This is a genomic window from Methylobacterium sp. (genome assembly GCF_028290105.1).
Classification (GTDB): domain Bacteria; phylum Pseudomonadota; class Alphaproteobacteria; order Rhizobiales; family Beijerinckiaceae; genus Methylobacterium.
Genome location: NZ_JAQGKL010000045.1, coordinates 17,545 through 44,442 on the forward strand (window position 1 = coordinate 17,545; position 26,898 = coordinate 44,442).

At 73.0% G+C, this 26,898-nt stretch carries 27 protein-coding genes; 11 read left to right on the top strand and 16 right to left on the bottom strand.

The genetic code is table 11. From position 1 onward, the window contains the following. Positions 1-22: 22 nt before the first annotated feature. Complete coding sequence (yajC, locus tag JWQ05_RS03645; protein ID WP_299654614.1) at positions 23-358, bottom strand: preprotein translocase subunit YajC; 336 nt, start codon at positions 356-358, stop codon at positions 23-25. A 247-nt stretch (positions 359-605) separates the two neighbouring features. Here yajC and JWQ05_RS03650 point away from each other — a divergent pair, with 247 nt between their 5' ends. Then, positions 606-1,499: an ATP-binding protein gene (locus tag JWQ05_RS03650; protein WP_299654617.1), complete on the top strand. Its 894-nt coding sequence runs from the start codon at positions 606-608 to the stop codon at positions 1,497-1,499. A 126-nt stretch (positions 1,500-1,625) separates the two neighbouring features. Here the strand turns inward: JWQ05_RS03650 and JWQ05_RS03655 are convergent, their stop codons facing one another. Further along, positions 1,626-2,039, bottom strand: coding sequence for a DUF3597 domain-containing protein (locus JWQ05_RS03655; protein ID WP_299654619.1), 414 nt, complete (start codon positions 2,037-2,039; stop codon positions 1,626-1,628). 330 nt (positions 2,040-2,369) lie between these two features. Between JWQ05_RS03655 and JWQ05_RS03660 the strand changes: the two genes are divergently transcribed. Then, positions 2,370-3,395, top strand: a complete 1,026-nt coding sequence (locus tag JWQ05_RS03660; RefSeq protein WP_299654621.1) for an ABC transporter substrate-binding protein — start codon at positions 2,370-2,372, stop codon at positions 3,393-3,395. Positions 3,396-3,429: 34 nt separating this feature from the next. Here the strand turns inward: JWQ05_RS03660 and JWQ05_RS03665 are convergent, their stop codons facing one another. Then, on the bottom strand, positions 3,430-5,004 hold the full coding sequence (locus tag JWQ05_RS03665; protein ID WP_299654624.1) for an ATP-binding protein: 1,575 nt from the start codon (positions 5,002-5,004) through the stop codon (positions 3,430-3,432). Positions 5,005-5,403: 399 nt separating this feature from the next. Between JWQ05_RS03665 and JWQ05_RS03670 the strand changes: the two genes are divergently transcribed. Together JWQ05_RS03670 and JWQ05_RS03675 are read left to right on the top strand one after the other, a co-directional pair. After that, positions 5,404-5,610, top strand: a complete 207-nt coding sequence (locus JWQ05_RS03670) for a hypothetical protein (RefSeq protein ID WP_243913090.1) — start codon at positions 5,404-5,406, stop codon at positions 5,608-5,610. Positions 5,611-5,630: 20 nt separating this feature from the next. Then, complete coding sequence (locus JWQ05_RS03675; RefSeq protein WP_299654627.1) at positions 5,631-5,924, top strand: hypothetical protein; 294 nt, start codon at positions 5,631-5,633, stop codon at positions 5,922-5,924. Positions 5,925-5,972: 48 nt separating this feature from the next. Here JWQ05_RS03675 and JWQ05_RS03680 read toward each other — a convergent pair whose 3' ends face one another. The 7 genes from JWQ05_RS03680 to JWQ05_RS03710 all read right to left on the bottom strand — a co-directional run bounded on the left by JWQ05_RS03680 (position 5,973) and on the right by JWQ05_RS03710 (position 12,674). Next, positions 5,973-7,019, bottom strand: coding sequence for a P1 family peptidase (locus JWQ05_RS03680; RefSeq protein WP_299654630.1), 1,047 nt, complete (start codon positions 7,017-7,019; stop codon positions 5,973-5,975). Between the two features lie 56 nt (positions 7,020-7,075). Next, positions 7,076-7,933, bottom strand: coding sequence for an EamA family transporter RarD (gene rarD, locus JWQ05_RS03685; RefSeq protein ID WP_299654633.1), 858 nt, complete (start codon positions 7,931-7,933; stop codon positions 7,076-7,078). A 98-nt stretch (positions 7,934-8,031) separates the two neighbouring features. After that, entirely contained in the window at positions 8,032-8,460 is a 429-nt protein-coding gene (locus JWQ05_RS03690) for a hypothetical protein (RefSeq protein ID WP_299654636.1), read from the bottom strand. Between the two features lie 109 nt (positions 8,461-8,569). Beyond that, positions 8,570-9,298, bottom strand: coding sequence for an amino acid ABC transporter ATP-binding protein (locus JWQ05_RS03695; RefSeq protein WP_299654639.1), 729 nt, complete (start codon positions 9,296-9,298; stop codon positions 8,570-8,572). Continuing rightward, the gene (locus tag JWQ05_RS03700) at positions 9,295-10,431 is read right to left on the bottom strand and encodes an amino acid ABC transporter permease (RefSeq protein WP_299654642.1); all 1,137 of its coding nucleotides are present in this window, start codon (positions 10,429-10,431) and stop codon (positions 9,295-9,297) included. Before JWQ05_RS03700 ends, JWQ05_RS03695 begins: the two co-directional genes overlap by 4 nt. Continuing rightward, positions 10,428-11,576 (bottom strand): ABC transporter permease subunit, encoded by a 1,149-nt coding sequence (locus tag JWQ05_RS03705; protein WP_299654644.1) that lies wholly within the window; start codon positions 11,574-11,576, stop codon positions 10,428-10,430. The genes JWQ05_RS03700 and JWQ05_RS03705 overlap by 4 nt, the downstream gene beginning before the upstream one ends. A gap of 75 nt (positions 11,577-11,651) precedes the next feature. Beyond that, entirely contained in the window at positions 11,652-12,674 is a 1,023-nt protein-coding gene (locus tag JWQ05_RS03710) for an amino acid ABC transporter substrate-binding protein (protein WP_299654647.1), read from the bottom strand. A gap of 180 nt (positions 12,675-12,854) precedes the next feature. Here JWQ05_RS03710 and metC point away from each other — a divergent pair, with 180 nt between their 5' ends. Continuing rightward, on the top strand, positions 12,855-14,042 hold the full coding sequence (gene metC, locus JWQ05_RS03715) for a cystathionine beta-lyase (protein WP_299654650.1): 1,188 nt from the start codon (positions 12,855-12,857) through the stop codon (positions 14,040-14,042). Positions 14,043-14,055: 13 nt separating this feature from the next. Here the strand turns inward: metC and JWQ05_RS03720 are convergent, their stop codons facing one another. From JWQ05_RS03720 to JWQ05_RS03740, 5 genes are all read right to left on the bottom strand, one after another. Continuing rightward, positions 14,056-14,649: a pyridoxamine 5'-phosphate oxidase family protein gene (locus JWQ05_RS03720; RefSeq protein ID WP_299654653.1), complete on the bottom strand. Its 594-nt coding sequence runs from the start codon at positions 14,647-14,649 to the stop codon at positions 14,056-14,058. Between the two features lie 5 nt (positions 14,650-14,654). After that, positions 14,655-14,987, bottom strand: coding sequence for a lipid-A-disaccharide synthase N-terminal domain-containing protein (locus tag JWQ05_RS03725; protein WP_299654656.1), 333 nt, complete (start codon positions 14,985-14,987; stop codon positions 14,655-14,657). 4 nt (positions 14,988-14,991) lie between these two features. After that, the gene (locus tag JWQ05_RS03730) at positions 14,992-15,717 is read right to left on the bottom strand and encodes a glycosyltransferase (RefSeq protein ID WP_299654659.1); all 726 of its coding nucleotides are present in this window, start codon (positions 15,715-15,717) and stop codon (positions 14,992-14,994) included. 20 nt (positions 15,718-15,737) lie between these two features. Further along, positions 15,738-17,465: a glycosyltransferase family 39 protein gene (locus JWQ05_RS03735; protein WP_299654662.1), complete on the bottom strand. Its 1,728-nt coding sequence runs from the start codon at positions 17,463-17,465 to the stop codon at positions 15,738-15,740. A 141-nt stretch (positions 17,466-17,606) separates the two neighbouring features. After that, complete coding sequence (locus JWQ05_RS03740; RefSeq protein WP_299654665.1) at positions 17,607-18,647, bottom strand: helix-turn-helix domain-containing protein; 1,041 nt, start codon at positions 18,645-18,647, stop codon at positions 17,607-17,609. A gap of 91 nt (positions 18,648-18,738) precedes the next feature. Here JWQ05_RS03740 and JWQ05_RS03745 point away from each other — a divergent pair, with 91 nt between their 5' ends. From JWQ05_RS03745 to JWQ05_RS03770, 6 genes are all read left to right on the top strand, one after another. After that, the gene (locus JWQ05_RS03745) at positions 18,739-19,449 is read left to right on the top strand and encodes a DJ-1/PfpI family protein (RefSeq protein ID WP_299654667.1); all 711 of its coding nucleotides are present in this window, start codon (positions 18,739-18,741) and stop codon (positions 19,447-19,449) included. A 148-nt stretch (positions 19,450-19,597) separates the two neighbouring features. After that, complete coding sequence (locus JWQ05_RS03750) at positions 19,598-20,917, top strand: O-antigen ligase (protein WP_299654670.1); 1,320 nt, start codon at positions 19,598-19,600, stop codon at positions 20,915-20,917. Beyond that, entirely contained in the window at positions 20,914-22,062 is a 1,149-nt protein-coding gene (locus JWQ05_RS03755; protein ID WP_299654673.1) for an acyltransferase, read from the top strand. Before JWQ05_RS03750 ends, JWQ05_RS03755 begins: the two co-directional genes overlap by 4 nt. Before the next feature lie 14 nt (positions 22,063-22,076). Further along, the gene (locus JWQ05_RS03760; RefSeq protein ID WP_299654676.1) at positions 22,077-23,930 is read left to right on the top strand and encodes an acyltransferase family protein; all 1,854 of its coding nucleotides are present in this window, start codon (positions 22,077-22,079) and stop codon (positions 23,928-23,930) included. A gap of 206 nt (positions 23,931-24,136) precedes the next feature. Then, complete coding sequence (locus tag JWQ05_RS03765; RefSeq protein ID WP_299654678.1) at positions 24,137-24,451, top strand: hypothetical protein; 315 nt, start codon at positions 24,137-24,139, stop codon at positions 24,449-24,451. 120 nt (positions 24,452-24,571) lie between these two features. Then, positions 24,572-26,359 carry a methanol/ethanol family PQQ-dependent dehydrogenase gene (locus tag JWQ05_RS03770; RefSeq protein ID WP_299654681.1) on the top strand — a complete coding sequence of 596 codons (1,788 nt, stop codon included), beginning with the start codon at positions 24,572-24,574 and terminating at the stop codon, positions 26,357-26,359. 27 nt (positions 26,360-26,386) lie between these two features. Here JWQ05_RS03770 and JWQ05_RS03775 read toward each other — a convergent pair whose 3' ends face one another. Next, positions 26,387-26,875: a hypothetical protein gene (locus JWQ05_RS03775; RefSeq protein ID WP_299654690.1), complete on the bottom strand. Its 489-nt coding sequence runs from the start codon at positions 26,873-26,875 to the stop codon at positions 26,387-26,389. Positions 26,876-26,898: the final 23 nt, after the last annotated feature.

The following is a 26,898-nucleotide window of genomic DNA, read 5'->3' on the forward strand; positions in this document are numbered from 1 at the left end:
ACACCGGCCGCGTTCGCGCCGTTCAGGCGGCCTTGACCGGGGCGCCCTTGACGCGGACTTCCGAGATCATCGTGCGCACGACCCGGACGCGGACGTTGGGCGCGATCTCGACCTCGATCTCCGAGGCCTCGTCGGCGACCTTGGTGACGCGGCCGACGATGCCGCCGGTGGTGACGATCGTGTCGTCGCGGCGCACGTTCTTGACCATGCTCTGATGCTCCTTCACGCGGCGCTGCTGCGGGCGGAGGATCAGGAAGTACATGATGACGAAGATGAGGACGAACGGCACCACCTGCAAGGCGATGTCCGCTCCGCCGGCGGCCGAGGTGGCCCCTTGCGCGAAGGCGGGGGTGATCAAGCGGGCGACTCCTGAAAGATGACGCCCGCGCCGCCAGACCCTCGGTCGAGGGGGCGTCCGGGCTTGTCAAAAAGCGCGCGGACTATAGCCAGGGACCAAGTGAAAGCAACGTCGCCCGGGTGAGGCGAATGGGTCGCCCGGCCTGAAAATGCCCGTCTGCCCCGCGATTTATCGGGTTCATGCCCGAAGCGCGCCGCCGTAAAGGACGGGCCTGAGCGCGATGCCGCCCCTTCTCGAGGAGTCACCCATGACCGCCACGCCCCCCGCCGACGCGGCCGGCCTCGCCGCGTTCCTGCCCGTGCTGGAACGCATCGCCGCCGCGCTGGAGCGCGCCGCCCCCGCCCCGCGCGCCGCCGTCGATCTGACCGCGGCGGATGCCTTCCTGTGGGGCCCGGAGCGCCGGCTGATCCCGGTGCCGCGCGTCAACCGGGTGGCGATCGGGCTGCTCACCGGCATCGACCGGGCCCGCGACACCCTGGTGGAGAACACGCAGCGCTTCGCGTCCGGCCTGCCGGCCAACAACGCCCTCCTGTGGGGCGCGCGCGGCATGGGCAAGTCGTCCCTCGTCAAGGCGGCGCATGCCGCGATCAACGCCGCGCGGGCCCCGGGCACCCTCCCCCTGAAGCTCGTGGAGATCCACCGCGAGGACATCGAGGCGCTGCCCGACCTGATGGCGACGCTCCGGGGCGACGCGCATCGGTGGATCGTCTTCTGCGACGACCTCTCCTTCGACGGCGACGACACCTCCTACAAGTCCCTGAAGACCGCGCTCGACGGCGGCATCGAGGGGCGGCCCGAGAACGTGCTGTTCTACGCCACCTCGAACCGGCGCCACCTGCTGGCGCGCGACATGGTGGAGAACGAGCGCTCCACCGCGATCAATCCCGGCGAGGCCGTGGAGGAGAAGGTCTCGCTCTCCGACCGCTTCGGCCTCTGGCTCGGCTTCCACAAATGCAGCCAGGACGAGTATCTCGCCATGATCCGCGCCTACGTGGAGCGCCACGGCTTGAGCGCCGACCCGGACCGGGTGCGGGCGGAAGCTCTCGAATGGGCGACCACGCGCGGCTCGCGCTCGGGGCGCACGGCGTTCCAGTTCATCCAGGATCTCGCCGGGCGGTTGGGACAGCGGCTGGAGGCGTGAGGGCTGCCTCTGCCTGACTGTGTCACCGGCGCCAGCACATGACCAGCGCATGAAAAAGGGCGGAGGTGACACCCTCCGCCCTTTCCAAAACGCCTCAGCGCCGAGGCGCGGGATGGTGCAAGAACATCAATCCTTCAGGTCGGCCGGCACCTTGCCGCCGTTCTCTTCGAGCTTCTTGATGACCTGCTTGTGCAGCCAGACGTTCATCGTGGCGGAATCGTTCGTGTCGCCGGTGTAGTGCAGCTCCTCGGCGAGCTGCTTGCGGGCGGTGAGGCTCGAATCGAGGTCGAGGAGCTTCATCAGGTCGACGATCGAGGTGCGCCAGTTCAGGGTCTGCGAATTCTTCGCGGCCATGCCGTTCAGCACCTCCTCGACGTCGACCGGGCCGCTGGCCGGGGCGCCGGGGCTGGACGGGGTCGAGGCGGGGGCATCCGAGCCGCCGGCGGAGGTCGAGGCGGGGGCGTCGGAGGGCTTGGCCTGCGCGTCTCCGCCACCGAAGGGATGGAGGATCTTGCTGACGATGCTGCCGAGGAGGCTCATAACAGGGGTTCCCTCAATCTCACGTCGGCGGCCGGTGCCGCGACGGGGTGATAACGGAGTCGGTCCGGCCACGTTCCCGATGCGGGAGCGATGATGCGGCCCGGCCGGGGCGGCGCCCGCCTCCCCGCGCTCCGACGCTCGAGGAAAAATCGTCTCTCCCGGGCAGCCTGCAAGGACGAAAGCGCCAAACATCCGGCGGGGATCACGGGGACGCGAGCGCATTCTTGCGCCGCGGTCCCGTGCATGCGACTGCGCGGGGCATCCGTCCCCGAGCCGTGTCGCTCCGGCTCGGTGCCGACGCCGCCTCCACGACCCTTTCGGAAGCCCCCGATGCGCCTCAGCCTCCTCGCGACCGCCCTCGCCGCCTTCACGGGCCTCCTCGCCGCCGGTCCGGCGGCGGCGCAGAACGCCGCTCCGGTGCCCGTGCGCATCGGCGTCATCCCGGTGATCGGCGCGGCCCCGATCTTCGTGGCCAACGGCGAGGGCTGGCTCAAGGAGGCGGGTCTCGCCCCCAGCTTCACCACGTTCGAGTCCGGCCCGAACATGATCCAGGCGCTGGCGTCGGGCACCATCGACGTCTACGTGGCCGGCGTCGCGCCGCTGGCGGTGGCCCGCACCAAGGGCATCGACGTGCGGGTGGTGGCCTCCACGGCCATCGAGGAGATGGTCTTCGTGGCGGGGCCCAAGCTCGCCCCCTACTTCGCCGACGGCGCGGACAAGTCCCAGGCCTTCGCGCAGTTCCGGGCCAAGGAGGGCAAGGCCGCCCGCCTCGCCACGCAGCCGCCGGGCTCGGTGCCCAACACAACCCTGCAGCATTGGCTCTGGCAGGTGGCCAAGGCCGACAAGGCCAATGCCGAGGTGGTGCCGATGGGCATCGACGCGACGCAGCAGGCGATGCTGGCCGGCGCCGTCGACGGCGCCTCGATCCGCGAGCCGGCGCTGACCATCGTCCAGATGCGCAATCCCGGCATCAAGCTGATCGCCACCGGGGGCGAGATGTTCCCCGAGCAGCCCGGCACGGTGGTGGGCGTGTTCGGTGCCTTCGCCGACAAGAACCCGGAAGCGGTGACGGGCCTCGTCAAGGCCGTGGTGCGCGCGACCGAACTCCTGAAGAGCGACCCGGCCCGCGCGGCCAAGCCCGTGGAGGCGGCGCTGGGCAAGGGCATCACCGACATCGCCACCATCACCAAGGCCATCACCTCGCCCGCCGCCAAGTTCACCGCCGACCCGCGCCGGATCATCGCGGCCACCAAGGCGATGCAGGCCTACCAAGTCTCCATCGGCACCCTCGACAAGGACGTGCCCCTCGATGGCCTGTTCGACGCCTCGTACTACGAGAAGGCCACCGCGCGCTGAGTCTTGCGATTTCGCCGGGCCTTCGGGCCCGGCCTTACTCTGCCGCGAACAGCCCCGGCATGCCGGACTCCGGAGGCGCGGTCGCCTTCGCCTCGGCCGGGAGCTTGCCCTCGCTCAAGGGGGCCTTCGGGTCGCCGGGCCCGGTCTCGCAGTTGAGGGCCGGCAGGGCGACGATGCGGTTGCCGCGGTAATCCATGCGGCAGACGATGGTGCCGCGCGTCTCGACATAGGCCAGCAGGCGCTTGGCGCGGCCCGGCGAGCGGCTGCCGATGGCGCGCGCCAGGGCCTCGTCGCCGGGGCACGGGGCTCCGGCGAGCGCCGCGCGGGCCAGCAACAGGAACAGGCCCTGGACCTCGTCCGGCAGGGTCGCGGCGACGCCTTGCGCCTCTTCCCAGCGCCCATCCGCCTCGCCGGGGGCGGCATCCGCCTCGTCGCACCCGGCGCGGGCGACGCCGAGGCGGCGGCGGAAGGCGGGCAGGCTGACGGCCTCGCCGTCGAGGCCGCGCATGCGGCAGCGCACGAGGAAGTCCTGGTAGACCACCGCCACGGGCTGGCCGCCGGCATCGGGGTCCGCGGCGATGCCGCGCAGGACCGTATCGAGCCCGGCCCGGATCTCCTGCTCGCTCATCGGTTCCGGCGCCTCCACGGGCTCCGGGCGATAGGCGCTGAGTTCGCGCATCAGGTCGGCGGGCGTGGCGCGGGGCGCGGGTGGCGTGCGGGGGGCCGGCGCCCAGGCGTTGCCCGCTTCGTCGGGCGAGCGGGTCAGGATGAGGGCGCGCAGGTCCGCGTCCGCGGGCGCGGGCAGCGGCACGAGCTTCGGGGAGCCTGAGCGCGCCGAGGTGGTGACGGGGCCGATGCGCAGGGCCAGCGGCCGGCGGCTCAGCGCCGGCCCCAGCGCCACGAACTCGCCGCGCGAGAGATCGCGGAAGCGCTCGGCGCCGCGCCGGTCGAGGCCGAGCAGGTCGGCCGCGCGCGCCATGTCGATGTCGAGGAAGGTGCGGCCCATCAGGAAGTTGGTGGCCTCGGCCGCCACGTTCTTGGCGAGCTTGGCCAGGCGCTGGGTGGCGATGATGCCGGCCAGACCCCGCTTGCGGCCCCGGCACATCAGGTTGGTCATGGCCCCGAGGGAGGCTTTTCGCGCTTCGTCCGAGACGTCCCCGGCGGCGGCGGGTGCGAAGATCTGCGCCTCGTCGACGACGACGAGGGCCGGGTGCCAATGGGTGCGCTCGGCCTCGAACAGTCCGCCGAGGAAGGCGGCCGCCGCGCGCATCTGCGCCTCCATGTCGAGGCTCTCCAGGGTGAGCACCACCGAGACCCGGTGTGCCCGCACCCGGGCGGCGATGGCCTGGAGATCGGCCTCCCCGTGTGCGCCGTCCACCACCACGTGGCCGTAGGCCTCCGCCAGGGTGACGAAATCGCCCTCGGGGTCGATCACGACCTGCTGCACCGCGCCGGCACTCTGCTCCAGGAGGCGCCGCAGCAGGTGCGACTTGCCCGAACCCGAATTGCCCTGGACCAGGAGACGCGTCGCCAGGAGCTCCTCGAGGTCGAGGCGCGCGGGCTCCGCCCCCGGCCCCATGCTCAGACCCATCTCGATGCCGACCGTCATGCCTGCTCCGGCTCCCGCGCGGGGCTCGTTCCCTCGGCGCTTCCTGGCTCTCGCACGAAGACCTTAACACGCGCCGCGCCACGAGGGTCCGGCCGGGGCGTCGGGCATCCACAGGCCAGCCGCCGCACCGAACCACCGCAGCGCCCTGCACGATGCCGCTTTGTTCACTTCCTGTTCGATCCTACCGCAGATCGCATGGCGCATAATCCTAGGCTTTCCGTCATATGACAAGAGTCCTAGGTTATTGGACCTATCGACACGGTCTTCGTTGCGCGTCCTGACTGGCATCGAGAACAAACCATCAACTCATCCACGCCGAGCCTCCGCCATCGGCACTTTGTTGCACGCGACCCCGCATGGGCCTTGCCGGCCCGGCGGCCTGATCCAGTTAACTTCCCCATGAACCCGATCCTCGTCGTCGCCCTCGTCTGCGCCTCCGCCGTCCAGGCCCCGGATTGCTCACGCGATACGGCCCTCGACATCATCACCGGCCCCGCCCACACCCTGCAGGAATGCCTGATGCAGGGGCCGGTGCTCGCCGCCAATGCCGGGCACGGCAACGAGCCGGGCACCTACGTGAAGACGCGCTGCGAACCGCGGCGCTGAGATACGGACGGAAAGACGTCATGGAGCGGGATGTGTTGGACGAGGTCACCCCTGAGCGCGCGGTGATGATCCGCCTGCGGGCCCGGCTCGCGGTGGTGGAGCGCGCGGCCTGGTTCGGCCTGGTCCAGGCCATGCGCACGCAGCCCGCCGAGACGGAGGCCTACCTCACCGCCGAGCGGGCCAAGTGCGCGGAGGGTTTCGGCCAGCGCGGCTGGGCCGCCGACCTGACGGATGCCGAGCGGCGCATGCTCGGCGCCGAGGTCGATGCCGGCCTCGCCGGCCTGATCACGGACGCCAAGGCGGAACTCGGCTGAGGCTGGAGCGGAGAACGCCTGAACCGATGGGCGTTTCTCACGCGACGCTCACGCCCCGAACCGCTCCCGCCAGCTCGGCGGCCCCGCGAGTCCCGGCAGCGGGGTCGCGGAAAAGACCCCGATCGCCACGGCGCGGGCGAGCGTCCGGGCGGCCGCGTCGCCGATGCGAGCCAGGTCGGTGACGGGGTCGGCCAGCGCCACACGGCCGGTGGAGACCGCGAAGACTACGTCGCCGTCGAGGGGCGTGTGGACCGGGTGGATCGCCCGGGACAGGCCGTCCTGCGCCATCACCGCGAGGCGCCGGGCCTGCGCCTTGGTGAGGGCGGCGTCGGTGGCGACCACCGCGAGCGTGGTGCTGGCGCCCGCGAGTCCTTTGCCGCCAGCAAGTCCTTTGCCCGGCCCAAGTCCTTTGCTTGGCCAATGAAAGGCGTCGTCCGGCATCGCGGCGGGCAATCCCAGGCCGCCGAATTCAGGGGGGACCTCGTAGGGCGCGGCCCAGAAATGCGCTCCCTCGCCCACCGTCACCCGGCCGAAGGCGTTGACCGCCGCCAGCGCCCCGACCCGGACCGGCCGGCCCGCCATGGAGAGGCCCGCGACCTCGGCCGAGGCGGAGCCGATGCCGCCCTTCAGGTTGGCGGTGGCGGCCCCCGTCCCGGCCCCGACGGAGCCGAGGGCGAAATCCCGCCCCGCCGCGGCGGCCGCGGCGTAGCCGAGGTCGCGATAGGGCGAGAACCGGCCCCAGGCCTTGTCGCCGCCGTTGAGGAGATCGAACAGGATCGCGGCGGGCACGATCGGCACCCGCGCGGCGCCGACGGCAAAGCCCCGCCCGGCCTCGGCGAGGTGGGCGACGACGCCGCCCGCCGCATCGAGGCCGAAGGCCGAGCCGCCCGAGAGCACCAGGGCGTCGATGCGCTCCACCGTGCGCTCGGGGTCGAGGAGGTCGGTCTCGCGGGTGCCGGGACCGCCGCCGCGGACATCGACCCCCGCCACCACGGGTTCGTCGAAGAGAAGCGCGGTGACGCCGCTGGCGAGCCGCAGGTCCGTGGCGTGGCCGACCCGGATGCCGGGGAGGTCGGTGATGCGGTTGGTCAGCATGGCGGCTCTCCCCGGACAGATTGGCAGGCCGCACCGGGCAGGGGCAAGAATCGCCCTCAGCCGGCCCGCGCCTGGCGGGCGGCGCGATAGGCGTCGGCCGCGTAGATCGCCAGCGCCAGCCAGATCAGGCCGAACAGCACCGCGCGGTGGGGCTCGAGCCGCTCGCCGTACACGAGGGTGCTCAGGGCCAGCAGGCAGGAGGGGGCGAGGTACTGCATCAGCCCGAGCGTCGCCAGGGTGAGCCGCTCGGCGGCGGCGGCGAACCAGATCAGCGGCAGGGCGGTGGTGACACCGGTCAGCAGGATGAGGCCGGCCCGGACCGGGTCGCCCTGGATCACGGCCGGCGCGCCGACGGCGAGGTAGACCAGCGCCACCGGCAGGAGGAGCAGCGTCTCGGCGGCGAACCCCACCATGGCGTCGACGCCCACCACCTTGCGGGTGAGCCCGTAGAGCGAGAAGCTGCCCGCCAGCGCCAGCGACACCCAGGGCAGGCTGCCGGCCATGGCCACCGCCAGCAGCACGGCGCCGGCCGCCAGCGCCACCGCCCCGGCCTGGACCGGGCGCAGGCGCTCGCCGAGCACCAGGGCGCCGAGGGCGACGCTCATCAGCGGGTTGATGAAGTAGCCGAGGCTCGCGTCGAGCATGTGCCCGGACTGCACCGCCTGGAGGTAGAGGAGCCAGTTCACCCCGATCAGCCCCGCCGAGAGGACGAGGAGCCCGTGCCGCCGCACCAGCGGGAAGGGGTTGCGGATGCGCCGGCGCAGGGCCACGAGCAGGCCGGCCACGAGCAGGCTCGACCAGACGATGCGATGGGCGAGGATGCTGGGCGCCGGCACCGCATCGAGCAGGCGGAAATGCACCGGGACCACGAGGCCCCAGCTCAGGTAGGCGCAGAGCGCGTAGATCAGACCCAATGCCCGCCTCCCCGCGGCCCATGGGGGACCGGGCGCGGCTTATAGCAGGCGCATCCGAGGATCGCGCGTGCGGGATCGCTCCCGCCGCAGGCGTGCGCTCAGCGGCTGCGGGCGAGGGTGACGGTGGGGTCGCCGCGCATCAGGGCGTTCAGGCGCTCGGTGTCGAAGCCCTCGGCGGCCTTCTTGACCGGCGGCTTCGGGGCGGGCCTGGCCGCGACCTGCGTGGCGGCCTTGGGCGCAACCTTGCCCGCCGCCTCGCGCGCGGTGGCGCCCTTGGGCGGCAGCGGCCGGACGACCGCGTTCCGGACGCCCCCGTCGCGCCCGAGGATGTCGCCGATGGAGGGGCCGGTGTCGGCCGGCAGCGATCCGGTCACGGTGGGGTCGAGGGGGCGGGCCCGGGCGAGGGCCGCCACCGACGCGGCGGCCCTGGGCGCCGGATGGTCGATCCGGTCGACGCAGGCGAAGGCGATGGCGAGGGCGCTGCCGCCGAAGACGCTGCCGACGACGATGTTCCGCAGGATACGCAAGGGACGGGCTTCCCGGATACGCGAGTACGGGACTGGATTTAGCGCATCGGCGTTAACGAACCGGGGCCGGCCCGCCCGCGCGCCGTCCTGCGCCGGCACACCTTCGGTCTCAGAGCAGGCGGGACAGGAAATCGCGCGTGCGCGGATGCTCGGGGTGATCGAAGAACGCCCCCGGCGGCGCGATCTCGACGATCTGACCCTCGTCCATGAACACCACCCGGTCGGCGACGCGCCGGGCGAATCCCATCTCGTGGGTGACGCAGAGCATGGTCATGCCGCGCCGCGCCAGGGCCGTCATGGTGTCGAGCACCTCCCCCACCATCTCGGGGTCGAGGGCCGAGGTCGGCTCGTCGAACAGCATCACGCCCGGGTCGAGGCAGAGGGCGCGGGCGATGGCCACCCGCTGCTGCTGCCCGCCCGAAAGCTGCCCCGGATAGCGCGGGGCGAGGTCCGCGATGGCCAGGCGCGCGAGCTCCTCGCGGGCGCGGGCCTCGGCGGCCCGCCGGCCCGTCCCCCGGGCGTGGATCGGCGCCAGCGTGCAGTTCTCCAGGACGGTGAGGTGGGCAAACAGGTTGAAGTGCTGGAACACCATGCCGACGTCGCGCCGCACGGCCGGAATGCGCGCCGGGGTGAGGTCCCGGCCGGCGATCCGGATCGTGCCGCCCTGGTAGGGTTCGAGGCCGTTGACGCAGCGGATCAGGGTCGACTTGCCCGAGCCCGAGGGCCCGCAGATCACGATTCTTTCGGAGGGCGCCACACGGAGCGAGACCTCGCGCAGGACGTGGGTGGCGCCGAACCACTTGTTCACGCCGAGGAACTCGATCGCCGGCGGGTTCACGACCGGCCCCGCTCGCCGGCGGCGAGCCGCCGCTCGACGAAGCCGGCATAGCGCGCCATGGAAAAGCAGAACGCGAGGTAGAACAGGGCCGCGAAGGCGTAGGCCGTGGCGGGAATCGTCGGGGCCGACCAGCGCGGGTCGGCGCGCGCGGCCTCCAGCACCCGGATGAAGTCGGCGATGCCCACGATCGAGACCAGGGTCGTGTCCTTGAACAGGCCGATCAGCGTGTTGACGATGCCCGGCACCACCACCTTGAGGGCCTGGGGCAGGACGATCAGGCGCATGGCCTGGGCGCGCGTGAGGCCGAGCGCCAGGGCCGCCCGGCCCTGCCCCTCCGGGATCGCCTGCAGGCCGCCGCGCACCACCTCGGCCATGTAGGCGGAGGCGAACAGCGCGATGCCGACCAGGGGGCGCACCAGCCGGTCCACGGTGATGTCGCCGGGGAGGAACAGGGGCAGCATCACGTTGGCCATGAACAGGACGGTGATCAGCGGCACCCCGCGCCAGAACTCGATGAAGCCGATGCAGGCGTAGCGTAGAATCGGCAGGTCCGAGCGCCGCCCCAGCGCCAGCAGGATGCCGAGGGGCAGCGCCGCGACGATGCCGACGAGGGAGACCACCAGCGTCACCAGCATGCCGCCCCACAGGCTGGTGGCCACGGGCACGAGGCCGAGCACGGAGGAGCCCGAGAGCAGCCCGTAGGACAGGACGGGACCGGCGAGGAAGACGAAGAGCGCGCCGAGGCCCCGGCGCGGCGCGTCGAGCCAGAGCATCCAGGCGGCGCTCGCCGCCACGAGGGCGAAGAACAGGTTCGGGCGCCAGCGCTCGGCGGCCGGGTAGGAGCCGTAGACGAGGTAGTTGATCTTGGCCCCGATGAAGGCCCAGCAGGCGCCGACCGGGCGCCCCGCCACCTCCGGCCGGCAGGCCTCGCCGGAAGCCCCGCTCCAGACCGCGTCGGTGACGAGGAACCGGACCACCGGGGGCAGGAGCAGGGCCAGTGCCGCGAGGATCGCCAGCGTGGTGAGCGTGTTGCCCGGGCCCGAGAACAGGTTCTGCCGCAGCCAGCCGAGGGCCCCGCCGGTCCGGCGCGGCGGCGGGGCCGGCGGCAGGAGCGTTTCGCGCACGACACTCATCGGGTCACCGGCGCAACGCGGCGGTTGTAGGCGTTCATCAGGGCGGCGAGGCCGAGGCTGAGCGTCAGGTAGACCGCCATGGTGAGCCCCACGACCTCCACGGCCTGGTTGGTCTGGTTGAGCACGGTGCCCATGACGACGTGGACGAGGTCCGGGTAGCCGATCAGCACCGCCAGCGACGAGTTCTTCGTGATGTTGAGGTACTGGCTGGTGAGCGGCGGCACGATCACCCGCATCGCCTGGGGAATCGTGACGAGGCGCAAGGTCCTGGCCCGGCTGAGCCCCAGGGCGGCCGCCGCCTCCCCCTGCCCGCGCGCCACGCTGGCGAGGCCGGCGCGCACGATCTCGGCGATGAAGGCCGCCGTGTAGGTGGAGAGCCCGAGCAGCAGCGCGGCGAACTCGGGAAGCACCGGGAGCCCGCCTTCCGGGCCGTAGGGACCGGGGACCGGCCACGCGAACGCCACGGGACGGCCGGCGAGCGCCAGCCCGGCCGAGGCCAGCGCCGGCAGGCCGAGCCCGAGGGCGAGCCCCGGCAGCAGGACGGGTCCCGGCTCACCGCCCGCCGCGACCCGCCGGGTGACGTGCCGGCCCCAGGCGAACGCGCCGAGGAGGCCCGTCGCGAAGGCCAGGGGCACGAGCCAGGCGGCTCCGAGGAATTCGGGGCGCGGCAGGACCAGCCCGCGCTGGCTGAGATAGGCGCCCCCCCAGGCCGCCGGGTCGCGGGCCTCGGGCAGCGCCACCCGCACGGCCACGTACCAGACCAGGAGCTGGAGCAGGAGCGGCAGGTTGCGCAGGGCCTCGACATAGGTCGCCGCCAGGGTCCGGGCGAGCCAGTTCGGCGAGAGCCGGGCGATGCCGACCACGAAGCCGATGGCGCTCGCCAGCACGATGGCGAGCCCCGAGACCAGCAGCGTGTTGAGGAGCCCGACGCAGAACGCGTCGAGATAGGTCGAGGTCGCGGCGGCATAGGGGATCAGCCGCTGGCTGATGTCGAACCCGGCGGCGCGCCCGAGGAAGCCGAACCCGGCGACGATGCCCTGCCGCGCGAGCTTGTCGGAGGCGTTGGCGAAGGCGCCGTAGGCGAGCGCCGCCAGCGCGAGGGCGAGGAGGGTCTGGAGCGCGAGGGCGCGGGTCGGCCTAGGCATGGCCTGTCCTTCCGGCGACCCCCTCCCCCCTCGGCGGGGCGAGGATGCACGCACGCGGGTCGCGCGACGGCGCCCTCACCGGATCGGCGGCCCGTATTGCAGGCCCCCTCGCGTCCAGAGGGCGTTGAGCCCGCGCGGGATCTTCAGCGGCGTCGCCTCCCCGAGGTTGCGGGAAAAGGCGTCGCCGTAATTGCCCACGTGGTGGACGATCCGGTAGGCCCAGTCGTCGGTGAGCCCGAGGCCGCGGCCGTAGCGGCCCTCGAGGCCGAGGAGGCGCTTCACGTCCGGGCTCAGGGTCTTTTGGCGCTGTTCGTCGACGTTCGCCTGGCCGATGCCCGCCTCCTCCGCGTCGACCATGGCGTAGTGGGTCCAGGCGACGAGGTCGCGCCAGGCGTCGTCGCCCTGGCGCACGCCGGGCGCGAAGGGCTCCTTCGAGATCGCCTCGTCGAGGATGACGTGCTCTTCCGGATGCGCGGTCTTCAGGCGCTCGCCGTAGAGGGAGGACTTGTCCGTGGAATAGGCGTCGCAGCGCCCGGATTCGTAGGCGCCGAGCGTCTGCTCGCTGTTGGCGAAGGTGACGACCTGGTAGCTCAGGCCCCGCGTGCGGAACCAGTCGGCGGTGTTGAGCTCCGTGGTGGTGCCCTGCTGCAGGCAGATCGTCGCCCGGTCGAGCTGCTTCACCTGGGTGACGTTCAGGGACTTGCGGACCAGGAACCCCTGCCCGTCGAAGAAGGTGATGACGGGAAAGTTCATCGCGGCGGTGTCGCGCGACAGGGTCCATGTGGTGTTGCGCGCGAGCACGTCGATCTCGCCCGATTGCAGCGCCGTGAAGCGCGCGGCCGAGGATTGCGGGATGAAGCGCACCTTCTCGGGGTCGTCGAAGATGGCGGCGGCCAGCGCCCGGCAGAAATCCACGTCGAGCCCGTGCCAGTGCCCCTGCCCGTCCGGCATGCTGAAGCCCGCCACCCCGCCGCTGACCCCGCAGACGAGGTGCCCGCGCGCCTTCACCCCCGTGAGGGTGTCGTGCACCGGGGTGCCTTGGGCAAGCGCCGGGACGGCGAGGAGCGCGCCGAGGAGCGCTGTCGGGATCGATCGCATGCGCGCATTGCAGGGGATCGGGGGCGGGGGTCAAGCGGTCGATCCTCGAGGCGCATGCCGGGCATCCGATCCCCCGTCATAGGACCGGGTTGGCTTCGACCGGGCACGCCGGGTTGACGGGAGCGCGCGCGCCGGGCTTCGGTCGCGGCAGGTTCATCCCCCCGCTTCTCCTCGGTGCCGATGTCGAACACCCCGCCCCGCGATCCCGCCCGCTTCGGGCCCAGCACCCGCCTCGTCCATGCGGGGCGCGACCCCTCCGCCCAGCACGGCTTCGTCAACACGCCGATCTATCGCGGCTCCACGGTGCTGTTCCCGACCTACGACGACCTCAAGCACCGGCGCGGGCGCTACGATTACGGCACGTCGGGCACGCCGACGACGGATTCGCTGACCCAGGCCTGGAGCGAGCTCGCGGGGGCGGCCGGCACGGTGCTGACCCCCTCGGGGCTGGCCGCCCTCACGGTGGCGCTGATGGCGGTGGTCTCGGCGGGCGACCACCTGCTGGTCTCGGATTCCGCCTACCGCCCCACCCGCATCTTCTGCGATGGCGTCCTGAAGCGCTTCGGCGTGGAGGTCGAGTATTACGATCCCCTCGTCGGCGCCGGGATCGGCGCCCTGATGCGAGGCAACACCAAGGCAGTGCTGGTGGAGGCGCCGGGCTCGCAGAGCTTCGAGATGCAGGACGTGCCGGCCATTGCCGAAATCGTGCATGCGCGGGGGGCGGCCGTGATCATGGACAACACCTGGGCGACGCCGCTCCTGTTCCCGCCGCATGCGCGCGGCGTCGACATCGCGGTGGAGGCCGGCACGAAGTACCTGTCGGGCGGCTCGGACCTGCTGCTGGGTCTCACCTCGGCCAACGAGAAGTACTGGCCGGCCCTGCACCGGACCTTCGAGCACTTCGCCATGTGCGCCGGGCCCGAGGACGTGTTCCTGGCCCTGCGCGGCCTGCGCACCATGGCGCTGCGCCTGCGCGAGCACGGGGCGCAGGGCCTCGCCATGGCGCAGTGGCTGCAGGCCCGGCCGGAGGTGGCCCGCGTGCTCCACCCCGCCCTGCCCGACGACCCCGGCCACGCGATCTGGCGCCGCGACTTCTCCGGGGCCTCCGGCCTGTTCGGCGTCATCCTGAAGCCCGCCCCGGAGCGCGCCGTGGCGGCGATGCTCGACGGCCTCGAACTCTTCGGGATGGGATTCTCCTGGGGCGGCTTCGAGAGCCTCGTCATCCCGTTCGACTGCCGGGCCTACCGCACCGCCACGAACTGGAATCCCGGCGGGCCGGGCCTGCGCTTCCACATCGGCCTGGAGGATGTCTCGGATTTGCAGGCGGATCTGGACGCGGGGTTTTCGCGGTTACGGGCCGCGATGTGAGCGTCCGGTCCCGTCACGGCGCCAGCCAACACCCGCGCCAGCCATCGGCCCGGTCCCAGGCCGCCCGGCGGTGCCCGCGCCGGTCGAGGAAGAGGAATTCGAGGCGGGCCAGGGTGACGACGACGGCGCAGAAGTTCGGGCGGCCCGAGGTCAGCGCCGTCTCGGCATCGGGGAGCGCGTAGGCGTCGCCGGTGGGCAGGATCGCCCCGGGGGCGGGGTCGGCCCCGTAGCAGACCCGGCTCATCGCCATCGCGCCCGCCCAGGCGGCCTCCGCGAGCGCGTCGTCGGTATGCAGCTGCGCGGGGCCGGAGGCGCGGATCTGGATCTTGGCGGGGGTATCGTAGCCGTGGAGCGCCGCATGGCCCGAGGCCGCGATCTCGGCCGCCTTGGCCGAGCGGCGGTCGCAGTGGAAGCGCAGGGTGCCGGCCGCGCGGTCGGCCGCGCGCAGGACCACGGTGCGCACCTGCGGATGGCCGTGCGCGTCCACGGTGGCCAGCGCCGGCATGTGGAAGGCGTTGCGGCGCAAGGCCGGCCCCTCTTCGAGCAGGCGCCAGACTTCCGTGAGCGCCGCGTCGAGGTCGTCGTGGAAGGGCGGCAGCGGATCCATGGGCGTCAAGGCGCGGCGCGGGCGGCGCGGCGCTCGCGCAGGATCAGGGCGACGTTGCGCAGGTAAATGAAGGTCGAGAGGGCCTGGCCGAAGATGATGACGGGCTCGCGCCGCACGAGGCCGTAGACCAGGGTCATCAGGCCCCCCGCGATGGAGAGGAACCAGAAGGCCAGCGGCATCACGCTCCGGCCCGCCCGCTCGGAGGCGAGCCACTGCACCACGAAGCGGGCGCCGAACACGGCCTGGGCCAGGATGCCGAAGACGAGCCAGGCATCGAAGCGGGTGACGAAGACGTCGTAGACGTAGCCGCGCACGTCCTCGGCGAGCTGGATCAGCATGCGCTCACGCCCCCGTCACGTCCGTGACGCGGGGCGTCACGCGCTTGCGCCGGATCAGCCACCACACCCCGGCGAGATCGAGGAGGCCCACCCAGAGCCGGTCGAACAGGCCGTATTTCGAGGTGCCGCTGAAGCGCGGCCGGTCGACGACATCGCGATGGACGACGCCGAAGCCCTCGCGGGCGACGAGCGCCGGCATGAAGCGGTGCTGTCCGTCGAAGAACGGCAGGGCGTGGTAGACGTCCCGACGCACGAGCTTGTAGCCGCAGCCGGTGTCGCGGGTGGCGTCCTTGAGGATGCGCACCCGCACCCCGTTGGCGATGCGCGACTGGAGGGTCTTCAGGCGCCCGTCCTTGCGCCCGACCCGCTGTCCCTGGGCGAGGCCGACGCGTTCGCCGCCGGCCTCGATGGCCTCGAGCAGGGGCGCGAGGAAGGCCGGGTCGTTCTGCCCGTCCCCGTCCATCAGGGCGCAGACGGGTGCCCGCGCGGCGGCGATCCCGGAGTGGATTCCGGCGGCCTTGCCGGCGGTGCGGTCGTGGGCCAGCACCCGCAGCCAGGGCCGCCCGCGCTGGGCCGCCCTCAGGGCCTCGGCGGTGCCGTCGGTGGAGCCGTCGTCGACGTAGATCACCTCGAAGGGCGCGAGCGGCGCGCAGGCGGTCTCGAGTTCGGAAACCAGGCTCGCGATGTTGCCGGCCTCGTTCTTCACCGGGATGATCACGGAGAGGCGCATGGGTGTTGGGTCCGTGGAGGTCAGGGCGTCACCGCATAGGCCGAGAGATCGACCCGGCGGCCGCCATTGATGTTGAAGCCCGAGACCGTGCCGACCCGGTTCGGCACCAGCCCGGCGGTCGTGGCGGCGGCCGCGAAGCCGTCCGCGAACCGGCCCTCGACATAGGCGAGGCGGCAGCCCCCGCCCTTCAGGAAGTCGACGGCCTCCTGTCCGGTGCCCAGCATGGCGAGATCGGTGCCGATCAGGAAGACGAAGCTCGGCTCGCGGTAGCCGAGGCTCGCCACGCGGGGCTGCGGACAGGGCAGCGCATCGCGGATCGCGGCGAGACGCGGCGAGACCTTGAGGGCGGCGATCACCGGCTGGGTCAGGCCGAACACGGCGGGGGAGAGCAGCATCGAGGCCACGATGCCGAGGCCGAGCGCGCGCTCCGGCAATCCCTTCGCGAAGGCCGCCCAGGCGAGCGCCGCCACGGCGCAGGACGCCAGCAGCAGCGGCAGACCGGCGAGGGGCAGAATCCGGTCGTAGCTCCAGGCGAAGGCCGAGAGGCCCAGCGTCAGCCCGACGGGGATCAGCACCACGAGCCCGGCGGTGAGGCGTGCCCCCCGGCGCTCCGGATGCAGCGCCCCGGCGGCGAGCGCCCGCAGGGTGAGGATGGCGATGGCCGGCATCAGGGGCAGCACGTAGTGCGGCAGCTTGGTCGGCACGATCTCGAACAGGATCCAGGTCGGCACGATCCAGGCGAGCAGGAAGGCGATGGCGGGGTCGCGCCGGTATCCCCAGGCGAAGGGCGCGCTCAGGGCCGCGAAGGCGGCGCCCGGCCAGAACGTGCCGAAGAACACGAACAGGTAGGCGCCGGGGGGCGCGAAGTGCTTCTCCGAGCCGCCCTGGACCTTGCTCAGCATGTCGTGGCCCACCGCCTCGCCGTAGAAGGCGCCGCCGCTCTTCCAGGTGATGGCCGCGAACCAGGGCGCCACGATCAGCAGGGTGAGTGGCAGCCCGAAGCCGGGCCGCAGCGCCCCGAGCCAGCGGCCGGAACCCGAACGCCAGGACAGGACAAGGGCCGGCAGGGCGCAGAACAGCGGCACCATCGGCCCCTTGATCAGGATGCCGAGGGCGAGGCCGAGCCAGAAGGCCAGCACCGTGGCGGTGTCGAGGCGCTCGGTGCCCTCCCCGCGCGCCTGCCGGAGCCAGGCCCGGGCCAGCGCCCCGAAGCTCGCCACCGCGCAGGCGCAGAGGAGCGCGTCGGTCTTGGCGAGGCGCGCCTCGGCCGAGAGCACCACGCAGGCCCCGAACAGGGCGGCGGCGAGGAAGGCCCCGCGCCGGGGCAGGAAGGCGAGCGCCGACCAGTAGGTCAGGAGCACCGCCCCGATGGCCCCGAGCAGGGAGGGGATGCGGTAGAGGCCGATGCTGGTGCGGGCGTTCGGCACACCGAGCGCTTCGGCGGCGCCGACGACCGCCGCCTGCGCCCAGTAGATCCCCACCGGCTTCTTGTGGCGGGCCTCGCCTTGGAAGCGGATGTCGACGAGGTCGCCCGTCTCCAGCATCTGCTTCGAGGCCTGGGCGAAGCGCGGCTCGTCCCGGTCCATGGGCTGGAGGGAGACGATCCCGGGCAGGAAGCAGACGAGGCAGAGCGCCACCAGGAGGGCGCAGGCCCAGGCGTGGCTGCGCGCGGCGCCGTTCAGGAAGGCATCGAGAAACCCGGAGGCGTCGCCACGGGCCGGGCGGGGCACGAACGCGCGGTCGCTCATGCGCAAGGCTGGGCCGTCAGGGGGGACATACGCGGCTCCGGACCGGCACGCGGCCCGTAGATCCGGTCGATGGAATCCGGTCGATGCCGCGAGGTCCGGCGGTGTCGATGATGCGGCCCGGAATGTCAAATCCGCGTCCCCTCAACTGGGCTCGGCCCGCCCCTCGGGAGCGCCCTCGCCGCCCTCGCGAAAGCGCCGGCGATAGGCCGCCGGGGCCACCCCCACATGCCTGAGGAAGCTGCGCCGCAGGGTTTCCTCCGAGCCGAAGCCGCAGCGGGCGGCGACGCGCTTGACCGGAAGCCGGGTCTCGGCCAGGAGGCGCCGCGCCGCCTCGATGCGCATCCGCTCCAGGGCGCGGGCCGGGGTCAGCCCCGTCGCCGCCCGGTAGTGGCGGGCAAAGCCGCGCGGGCTCATGCCGGCGGCCTCGGCGAGGTGCGCGACGGTGAGGTTCTCGCAGAGATGCTCGGCGAGCCAGGCGTGCAGCGGCTCGAAGCGCGTGCCCCCCGTCTGGAGCGACAGCACGGTGCTGAACTGGGCCTGGCCGCCGGGGCGCTTGAGGAAGACCACGAGGTGGCGGGCGACGGCCAGCGCCGCCGCCCGGCCGAGGTCGGCCTCCACCAGGGCGAGCGCCAGATCGATGCCCGCCGTCACCCCCGCCGAGGTCCAGACCGCGCCGTCCCGGATGAAGATGGGATCGGGCTCGACCCGGGCCTCCGGGTAGCGCTGCGCGAGTTCGGCGCAGCGCGTCCAGTGGGTCGCCACCCGGCGCCCGTCGAGGAGGCCCGCCGCCCCGAGCAGGAAGGCGCCGGTGCAGACCGAGGCCACGCGCCGGGCCCGGGGCGCCCGGGCGGCGACCCAGGCCGGCAGGTCGCCTTTCGCCGCCGCCGTGACGCCGCGCCCGCCCGCGACGATGAGCGTGTCGAGGGGCTGGTCGGCGTGGGGCAGCGCCTCCGCCGCGAGGCCGAGCCCGGCGGAGCTGCGGACGCCGGCCCCCGCCTGGCCCTGCTCTGCGGCGACCACGCTCAGGGCGTAGGGCGGCGCCTGCGGGGGCGCGAGATCGTTGGCGGTGGCGAAGACCTGCAGCGGGCCCGCCACGTCCAGGAGCTGGACATCGGCGAAGACGAGGATCTCGACGCGGCGGGGCGCGGGTGGTTCTGGCAGGAAACGAGGGGCATTGGTCATTTCCGCCAGACCCTGGCCGATTAGGGTCGTGCCTGTCCAGATCCGGCGAACGGCCGGATTTCACGACCAGATCCAGCGGAGCTCGGCCCCAATGCCCCTCGACATCGGCCTCCTCACCTTCCCGAACGTCCAGCAGCTCGACCTCACCGCGCCCTACGAGGTCTTCGCCGGCGTTCCGGGGGCCCGGGTCCATCTCGTGGCCGCCGGGCTCGCGCCCATCAGCAGCGCCACCGGCCTCCTGCTCGCCCCGACGATGCGCATGGCCGATTGCCCGAACCTCGACGTGCTCTGCGTGCCCGGGGGCATCGGCGTGAACGCCCTGATGCAGGATGCGGCGGTGCTCGACTTCGTGCGCGCGCAGGCGGGCCACGCGCGCTACCTCACCTCCGTCTGCACGGGCGCGCTGGTGCTGGGCGCGGCGGGCCTCCTTCGGGGTAAGCGGGCGACCACCCACTGGGCCTCCCTCGACCTGCTCGCCGCCTTCGGGGCGATCCCGGTGGCCGAACGGGTGGTGCGCGACGGGGCGCTGTTCACAGGCGGCGGCGTCACCGCCGGGATCGACTTCGCCCTCGTGCTCGCCGCCGAGCTCGCCGGCCGGCCGGCGGCCGAGGCGATCCAGCTCGGCCTCGAATACGCGCCGGCCCCGCCCTTCGAGGCCGGCACGCCCGGAACGGCCGATCCCGCGGTGCTGGCCGCCGTGCGCACCCGCCTCGCCGGGAGCCGGGCTGAGCGCGAGCGGATCGTGCGAGCGATCACGGGCGCGAACGACATCGTCCCGTGGGATGCCGCGACGCCCGCCTGATCGCGCGCCGTTCGATACGGTTTCTTAAGACTGCTCTCGCGGGCTGGCGGGGCCTTCGCGGGTTCGAAAGTATTCTGCGCGCCTATCGACGGGGGCGGACGGCGCTAGGATCGCGTCGTTCGCTGGGCCGTCAGCGCGGGAGTGGACCATGACGACGGGCATCGCCACCGGACCGGGCGCCGCGGCACGGGGGGATCTCCCGGATGCCGTGCGCATCGGCGCGATGGCCGCGATCCTGCTCTTCGTGCTGATCGGCGCCGACCCGTTCCTCGACGGGACGGCGGCCGAGAACGCGGCCTCGCGGGCGGGCGGCAACCTCGTCAACCAGGTCCTGTTCCTGGTCATGGGGGCGATCGCGGCCGCCGTGCTGGCCTGGCGCGGACGGGCGGCCCTGCGCCCGCTGGCCACCCCGCCGATCCTGGCGATGCTCGCCTGGATCTGCGTCTCCACCGCCCTCTCGATCGAGCCCGACGTCTCGGCGCGCCGCCTCGTCTCGCTCGTCATCATGTTCGGCGGCGTGGTGAGCGTGCTGGTGCTCGCCCGCGACGCCCGCCAGTTCGCCAACGTGCTCGGCGCGAGCGTGCTCCTCGTGCTCACCCTCTGCTATCTCGGCCTCGTCCTGGTGCCCGAGCGCGCGATGCACACGGCCCTCGACCTCATCGAACCGGAGCACGCGGGGAGCTGGCGCGGCGTCTACCCGCACAAGAACGGCGCGGGCGCGGCCATGGGCCTGTTCATCATCGTCGGACTGTTCTGGGCCGGGATGGGCCAGCGGGTGCTCGGCACCCTGGTCGCCGTGCTGGCGGCCGTCTTCCTCGTCTTCACCAACGCCAAGACCTCCCTGGGCATGACGCCCATGGTGCTCGGCCTGACCTGGGCCTGCACCCTCTCGGCCTCGGGCCACTGGCGCCGCCTCGTGCTCCTCGGCCCCCTGGCGCTGCTGCTCGTCGCGACGGTTGGCTCGGTCCTGTCGCCGGCCATCGGGTCGGTGATCGCGAGCCTCGTCTCGGACCCGACCTATACCGGCCGCACCGAGATCTGGGCCTTCGCGGTGGACAACATCGCCAAGAAGCCGATCACCGGCTTCGGCTACGGGGCGTTCTGGGAGAGCGTGTTCTACGGCGGCGGCGCCGACGCGACGACCTGGGTCAACCGCGCCACCGATTCGCATGACGGCTACCTCAACACCGCCCTGGAGAGCGGGCTGCCGGGCCTCGCCCTCACGGCGTGGTGGCTGGTGCTGGCCCCCCTCTCCGACCTCCAGGCCCGCCGGGGGGCGGGGACCGGCGGCGCGATCGATCCGCTGGCGATGCTGTTCCTGCGGATCTGGCTGTTCAGCCTGATGGTGGCGGTGTTCGAATCGGTGTTCTACCAGGCGACCAACGCGCTGTTCTTCCTGCTCGCCGTCGCGGTCCTGGGCCTGCGCTTCTCCGCCGGGGCGCGGTTGATCGAGGCCGCGCCACGATGACAGCGAGCCGCGCCCATCCGCCGGTCGCGCCCTTGCGGGCGCTCACGGCGCTGCGGTTCGTGGCCGCCGCCTACGTCCTGGTCTTCCACTATGCGGGGTTCTTCTTTCCCCAGGCCCCGATCCCGGCCCTGATCGGGCTCGGCTATTCCGGGGTGACGTTCTTCTTCCTGCTCTCCGGCTTCATCCTGGCCTACAACTACCATCGCGTGGACCTGCGCGAGCCCGGCGCGCTCGCCCGCTACCGCCGGGCCCGGGTGGCGCGGATCTACCCCGTCTACCTCGTCGCCCTCGTGCTCAGCCTGCCCTGGTTCGCCGCCTGGGTGGCGAAATCGGCGCCCCCGCTCCAGGGCCTGATGGCCGCGGGCGCGGTCCTGGCGCCGCTCGGCCTGCACGCCTGGGTGCCGGGGGCCGCCTGCGCCCTCGACTGCCCGAGCTGGTCGGTCTCGGCGGAGCTGTTCTTCTACGCCCTGCTTCCCGCCCTGCTGCCCCTGGCCCTGCGCGCACCCGGCCGCCTCGCCGGCCTCACCCTCGCGGCCTGGGGGGCGCTCGCCGCCGGCGCCAGCCTCGCCTGGGCCGCCTACGCCCCCGGCGTCTCGCTGATCTCCCCCGAGGCGGGGGGCACGGGGCCGGTGCTCCTGGCGCAGGCGATCAAGTACAACCCCCTGCTGCGCCTGCCGGAATTCGTCGCCGGCCTCCTCCTCTACGTCGCCTGGACGCAGGTCCGGCTGCCGACCTCCGCGCTGCTCGGCCTCTTCGCGCTGAGCGCCCTCGGGCTGGTCGCGGCGGCCCCCCACCTGCCCGAGGCGCTCCTGCACAACGGGCTGACCGCGCTCGCCTGGGCGCCGCTGATCCTGGCCGGCGCACAGATCCGGAGCGGGCCCCTGGTGGCGCCTGGGTTCGTTTTCCTCGGACGGATCTCGTTCGCGCTCTACCTCGTCCACTCGCCGGCCTATGCCCTGGTCAACAGCCTCGACCGGGTCGCCCTCGGCGGCCGGCTCGGGGCCTGGCCCTGGCTCGGGGCGAGTCTGGCCGCCGCCCTCGCCCTGGCGCTCGGCGTCGTCCTGCATTTCGGGGTCGAGGAGCCGGCGCGCCGCCGCATCCTGCGGACAGGCGCGCGTGCCCCCGCGCCCCTGCCCGCCCCGTGAGCGGCGCGCCGGCGATGGCCTACCGCCCCGACATCGACGGCCTGCGCGCGCTGGCGGTGCTCGTGGTCCTGGCCTTCCATGCGGGGATCACGCCGCTCGGCGGCGGCTTCGTCGGGGTCGACGTATTCTTCGTCATCTCGGGCTTCGTCATCACCGCCGGAATCCGCGCCGACGTCGCGGCCGGGCGCTTCAGCGTGGGCGCGTTCTACGAGCGGCGCATCCGGCGCATCCTGCCGATGCTGGCCGCGACCATCCTCGGCACGGCGCTGGTGGCCCCTCTCCTGCTGCCGCCGGAGGCGCGGGGCGACCTCGCCCGCAGCCTCGCCGCCGCCGCCGGCTTCGTCTCGAACCTCTACTTCTGGAAGAGCTCCGGCTATTTCGACGTCGCCGCCCAGACCCGGCCCCTGCTCCACACCTGGTCGCTCTCGCTGGAAGAGCAGTTCTACATCGTCATCCCGCTCCTGCTGCCGGTGCTGCTGCGCCGGTTTCCCGCCCGGGCGGCCGGTCTCCTCGGCCTCGCGGCCCTGGTCTCGTTCGGGCTCAGCCTCTGGCTCACCCCGCGCGCGCCGACGACGAGCTTCTACCTGCTGCCGACCCGGGCCTGGGAACTGCTGATGGGCAGCCTGCTCGCCTTCGCGCGGCCCGGGCCCGCCTGGACGCGCGCCCGGCGCGACGGGGTGGCGGCGGCCGGGCTCGCCCTCATCCTGGTGCCGGTGCTGGCCTACGACGAGGCGACGGCCTTCCCCGGCCTCGGCGCCCTGCCGCCCTGCCTCGGGGCGGCGCTGATCCTCCATGCGGGCGCCTGCGGCCCGAACCGCGTCGGGAGCCTGCTCGGCGCACGCCCTTTCGTCGCCATCGGGCTCGGCTCCTACGCGCTCTACATGGTGCATTGGCCCGTGATCGTGTTCACGCGCTACGCCCTGCTGCGCGACCCCGGCGGCCTCGAGACCGTGGCGCTGCTCGCGGCCTGCGGCGCCCTCGCCTATGCGGGCCGGCGCTGGATCGAGACGCCGTTCCGGCGCCCGATCGACCCGGTGCCGCGCGCCGTCCTGTTCCGCCGGACGGGGGCCGCGCTCGCCGGCTGCCTCGCCCTCGGCCTCGCCGCGGGAATCCAGGCCGGGCCGGCGGTGACGCCGCTCGCCCGCCTGGAGCGCGAGGCCTGGGGGGGCGGGCGTTGCTTCCTCGAGGACCAGGACCCCGCCGCCTGGGCCGGCGAGGCCTGCCGGCTCGCGACGGGGACCGGACGCACCGCCCTGCTCTGGGGAGATTCCTTCGCCGCCCACTACATGCCCGGCCTCAGGCAGAATGCCGGGGCCTTGAGCCACGACATCCTGCAATACACCGCCGCCGGCTGCCCGCCGCTCCTCGACTACCGATCCCGCGCCCGGCCGGCCTGCGCCGCCTTCAACGCGCGCGTCCTCGACGTGATCCGCGCCCACGGGGTCAGCCGGGTGGTGCTCGCCGCGCGCTGGGACCTCGTGCCGCCGAGCGCGCTCGCCACCCTGCCCGAGACCCTGGCGCGCCTGGCGGAGGCGGGGGTCTCGGTCTCTCTGATCGGCCCCTCGCCGCTCTTCGCCTTCGACGTGGCGCTGCTGGCTGCGCGCGGCGCGGGCACTCGGGGCGACGGCTCGGCCGCGTGGTTCGCCCGGTCCGGGCGCGCGGCCGCCGAGACCCTGCGGGCCCTGGCGCCGAATGCAGGCTTCTCCGACCCGGACGCGTTCTTCTGCGCCGGCCTCCTCTGCCGCTACCGCGCCGGGGGCAGCGACCTCTTCGTCGATTACGGCCACCTCTCGCCCGCCGGCAGCGACCGGGCGGTGCGGGCCTATTTCCCGCTGATCCAGCCCGCGCGCGCCGCGCTGGCGCCGTGAGGCGCGAAAACCATCGGGGGTCTGAACCCGAGGGCGAGGGGTCGGGCAAGCGGCACGCGAACGTGCGGACCTGACGCGATCCGGTCGTATTCCCGTCAGCGGACGTTCAGGAAAACGCCGGCATTTTTCGCCTGCCCCGCTCGGCGCGGGGCCGGATTCAAACATCAGCAGAAGGTCGTGATTCCATGTTCGTGAAATCGCCGCCCGTGAAATCGCCGCCCGTGACCTCCATCCTGACGGCGCTCGCCGTCGCCGGCGGCCTCGGCCTCGCGTCGGCGGCCCATGCCGCCCCGATCGTTCCCGCCGGCACCCTCGCGGGTGCGGCCGTCGAGACCGTCGCCTATGGCTGCGGCCCCGGCTTCATCCCGAACCGGTTCGGCGATTGCCGGCCCATGGGTCGTCCCTACGGATATCGCCCATACGGCTTTTATCGTCCGCGCCCGTTCTACGGCCCCCGCCCCTTCTACGGACCGCGCTACGGCTACTATCGCCCGCGCCCGCTCTACGGGCCGTTCTTCTAGGACCGGGTTCTCCCCGACCGGGACCGGGCGGCCACGGGCCGCCCGCGTCATTTCGCGAGGGCCTCCGAGGGGCGGGGACGGGGTTAGAACCCTGGCCTCGACACCGCGGCGGGGAGCCCCATGCGCGCCATCATCCACTTCGGCCTCGCCGGCCTCTCCTTCGGCCTCTTTAGCGTCCTGATGGGCGCCGCCGCCCCGGTCCGGGCCGAGCCGGTGCTTCCCACCCTGGACTACGCCAACACCCGGTATTCCCCGCTGGACCGGATCACGGCCGCCAATGTGGGCGGGCTCGCGGTCGCCTGGACCTTCTCCACCGGCGTGCTGCGCGGCCACGAGGGCGCGCCCCTGGTGGTGGACGGGGTGATGTACGTCCACACCCCCTTCCCCAACACGATCACCGCCCTCGACCTCGACCACGAGGGCCGCATCCTCTGGCGCTACGCGTCGAAGCAGGATCCGGGCGTGATGGCGCTGCTCTGCTGCGACACGGTCCACCGGGGGCTCGCCTATGCGGACGGCGCCCTCCTGATCCAGCTGGCCGACACCACCCTGGTCTCCCTCGACGCGAAGACGGGGCGGGTGAACTGGTCGGTGAAGAACGGCGACCCGGCCCGGGGCGAGACCAACACCGCCGCCGTGCTGCCGGTGAAGGACAAGATCCTGGTCGGGCTCTCGGGGGGCGAGTTCGGCGTGCAGTGCCACGTCACCGCCTACGACGCGCGCACGGGCGCCCGCCTCTGGCGAGCCGCCGCCGTGGGCACCGACGAACAGATGCGCGTCGACCCCGAGCGGACCACGTCGCTGGGCAAACCCATCGGCCGGGATTCCTCGCTGAAGAGCTGGGAGGGCGACCAGTGGAAGACTGGCGGGGCCTGCGCCTGGGGGTGGTTCGCCTACGACGCGGCCCTCGACCTCGTCTATTACGGCACCGGCAACCCCTCGACCTGGAACCCGAAGCAGCGCCCGGGCGACAACCGGTGGGCGATGTCGATCGTGGCGCGCGACCCCGATACCGGCCTGGCGCGCTGGCTCTACCAGATGACGCCCCACGACCAGTGGGACTACGACGGCGTCAACGAGATGATCCTCACCGAGCAGGAGATCGGCGGCGCCAGGCGCCCGCTCCTCACCCATTTCGACCGCAACGGCTTCGCCTACACGCTGGACCGCGCCACCGGCGAGCTCCTGGTGGCGCGGACATTCGACGGGGCCGTGAACTGGGCGACCCGGATCGACCTCGACCGGGCCTCGCCGGGCTACGGGCGCCCCGTGCTCGACCCGCGCTATTCGCCCGAGCAGACGGGCGAGGACGAGACCACCACGGGCATCTGCCCCGGGGCGATCGGGGCCAAGAACCAGCAGCCGGCGGCCTACTCGCCGAGGACCCGGCTGTTCTACGTGCCGACCAACCACATCTGCATGGATTACGAGCCGTTCCAGGTCTCCTACACCCCCGGCCTGCCCTATGTGGGCGCGACCGTGAGCCTGCACCCGGCGCCGGACGACGCGCGCACCGGCACGCTGACCGCCTGGGACGGGGTCGAGGGGCGCGTCGCCTGGTCGATCCCCGAGCCGTTCTCGGTCTGGTCGGGGGTGCTCGCCACCGCCGGGGACGTGGTGTTCTACGGGACCCTGGAGGGCTATCTCAAAGCGGTCGACGCGAGGACCGGGCGCGCGCTCTACCGCTTCAAAACGCCCTCGGGCATCGTCGGCAACGTCACCACCTACACGCACAGGGGCCGGCAATACGTCGCCGTGCTCTCCGGCATCGGCGGCTGGGCCGGGATCGGCCTGGCGGCGGGCCTGACCGACCCCAACGACGGGGCCGGCGCGGTGGGCGGCTACGCCGCGCTCTCGCGCTACACCGCGCCCGGCGGCCAGCTCACCGTGTTCGCCCTGCCCGAGTGATTTTTTCGGTGCCGGCCGGACATCCGGTCAGCCGAGATCCTCCTCCTCCTCGGCCGGCGCGTAGACCGCCTCGCCGAGGCGTCTGAGCGGTCCGCCCGGCCCCGAGCGCTTCCACAGGCGGGTGTTGAGGGCGGCCACCGGATCGTGGCCCGGCACCGCGAAGCCGAGGGCGGTCAGCCCTTCCAAGATCTCGCCGGCATGGAGCGGCCGGCCGGCCTCGTGCAGCAGGTCGAGGGCCGCCGCCACGAGGGCGCGCCCGTGCCGGCGCGCCGCCACGAGGTCTTCGCCCGCACGGGCGGGGTCCGATGCGCCGGCGACCGCTTGGGGAGCGCGGTTCGGCACCCAGGCCGGTGGCGGCCCGGCCTCCGGCTCGGGCTCGCGCACGGGTGCGGTCCCCGGCAAGCGCCGGCCGAGTTCGAGGTAGAGCTGGTGGTCGGCGATGGCGCGGTCGAGTTCGTCGCGGCGGCGGCGCAGGTCGCGCAGGGCCGCCTCGGCCTCGGCTTCGGACAGGAACATGGGGACCTCGCGGAATATTCCAG

Excerpts from the sequence above, each read along its gene's own strand:
- JWQ05_RS03650 (WP_299654617.1), top strand. The coding sequence starts at position 606 with ATGACCGCCACGCCCCCCGCCGACGCGGCCGGCCTCGCCGCGTTCCTG.
- JWQ05_RS03655 (WP_299654619.1), bottom strand. The coding sequence starts at position 2,039 with ATGAGCCTCCTCGGCAGCATCGTCAGCAAGATCCTCCATCCCTTCGGT.
- JWQ05_RS03660 (WP_299654621.1), top strand. The coding sequence starts at position 2,370 with ATGCGCCTCAGCCTCCTCGCGACCGCCCTCGCCGCCTTCACGGGCCTC.
- JWQ05_RS03665 (WP_299654624.1), bottom strand. The coding sequence starts at position 5,004 with ATGACGGTCGGCATCGAGATGGGTCTGAGCATGGGGCCGGGGGCGGAG.
- JWQ05_RS03670 (WP_243913090.1), top strand. The coding sequence starts at position 5,404 with ATGAACCCGATCCTCGTCGTCGCCCTCGTCTGCGCCTCCGCCGTCCAG.
- JWQ05_RS03675 (WP_299654627.1), top strand. The coding sequence starts at position 5,631 with ATGGAGCGGGATGTGTTGGACGAGGTCACCCCTGAGCGCGCGGTGATG.
- JWQ05_RS03680 (WP_299654630.1), bottom strand. The coding sequence starts at position 7,019 with ATGCTGACCAACCGCATCACCGACCTCCCCGGCATCCGGGTCGGCCAC.
- JWQ05_RS03700 (WP_299654642.1), bottom strand. The coding sequence starts at position 10,431 with ATGAGTGTCGTGCGCGAAACGCTCCTGCCGCCGGCCCCGCCGCCGCGC.
- JWQ05_RS03705 (WP_299654644.1), bottom strand. The coding sequence starts at position 11,576 with ATGCCTAGGCCGACCCGCGCCCTCGCGCTCCAGACCCTCCTCGCCCTC.
- JWQ05_RS03710 (WP_299654647.1), bottom strand. The coding sequence starts at position 12,674 with ATGCGATCGATCCCGACAGCGCTCCTCGGCGCGCTCCTCGCCGTCCCG.
- metC (WP_299654650.1), top strand. The coding sequence starts at position 12,855 with ATGTCGAACACCCCGCCCCGCGATCCCGCCCGCTTCGGGCCCAGCACC.
- JWQ05_RS03720 (WP_299654653.1), bottom strand. The coding sequence starts at position 14,649 with ATGGATCCGCTGCCGCCCTTCCACGACGACCTCGACGCGGCGCTCACG.
- JWQ05_RS03725 (WP_299654656.1), bottom strand. The coding sequence starts at position 14,987 with ATGCTGATCCAGCTCGCCGAGGACGTGCGCGGCTACGTCTACGACGTC.
- JWQ05_RS03730 (WP_299654659.1), bottom strand. The coding sequence starts at position 15,717 with ATGCGCCTCTCCGTGATCATCCCGGTGAAGAACGAGGCCGGCAACATC.
- JWQ05_RS03735 (WP_299654662.1), bottom strand. The coding sequence starts at position 17,465 with ATGAGCGACCGCGCGTTCGTGCCCCGCCCGGCCCGTGGCGACGCCTCC.
- JWQ05_RS03740 (WP_299654665.1), bottom strand. The coding sequence starts at position 18,647 with ATGACCAATGCCCCTCGTTTCCTGCCAGAACCACCCGCGCCCCGCCGC.
- JWQ05_RS03745 (WP_299654667.1), top strand. The coding sequence starts at position 18,739 with ATGCCCCTCGACATCGGCCTCCTCACCTTCCCGAACGTCCAGCAGCTC.
- JWQ05_RS03750 (WP_299654670.1), top strand. The coding sequence starts at position 19,598 with ATGACGACGGGCATCGCCACCGGACCGGGCGCCGCGGCACGGGGGGAT.
- JWQ05_RS03755 (WP_299654673.1), top strand. The coding sequence starts at position 20,914 with ATGACAGCGAGCCGCGCCCATCCGCCGGTCGCGCCCTTGCGGGCGCTC.
- JWQ05_RS03760 (WP_299654676.1), top strand. The coding sequence starts at position 22,077 with ATGGCCTACCGCCCCGACATCGACGGCCTGCGCGCGCTGGCGGTGCTC.
- JWQ05_RS03770 (WP_299654681.1), top strand. The coding sequence starts at position 24,572 with ATGCGCGCCATCATCCACTTCGGCCTCGCCGGCCTCTCCTTCGGCCTC.
- JWQ05_RS03775 (WP_299654690.1), bottom strand. The coding sequence starts at position 26,875 with ATGTTCCTGTCCGAAGCCGAGGCCGAGGCGGCCCTGCGCGACCTGCGC.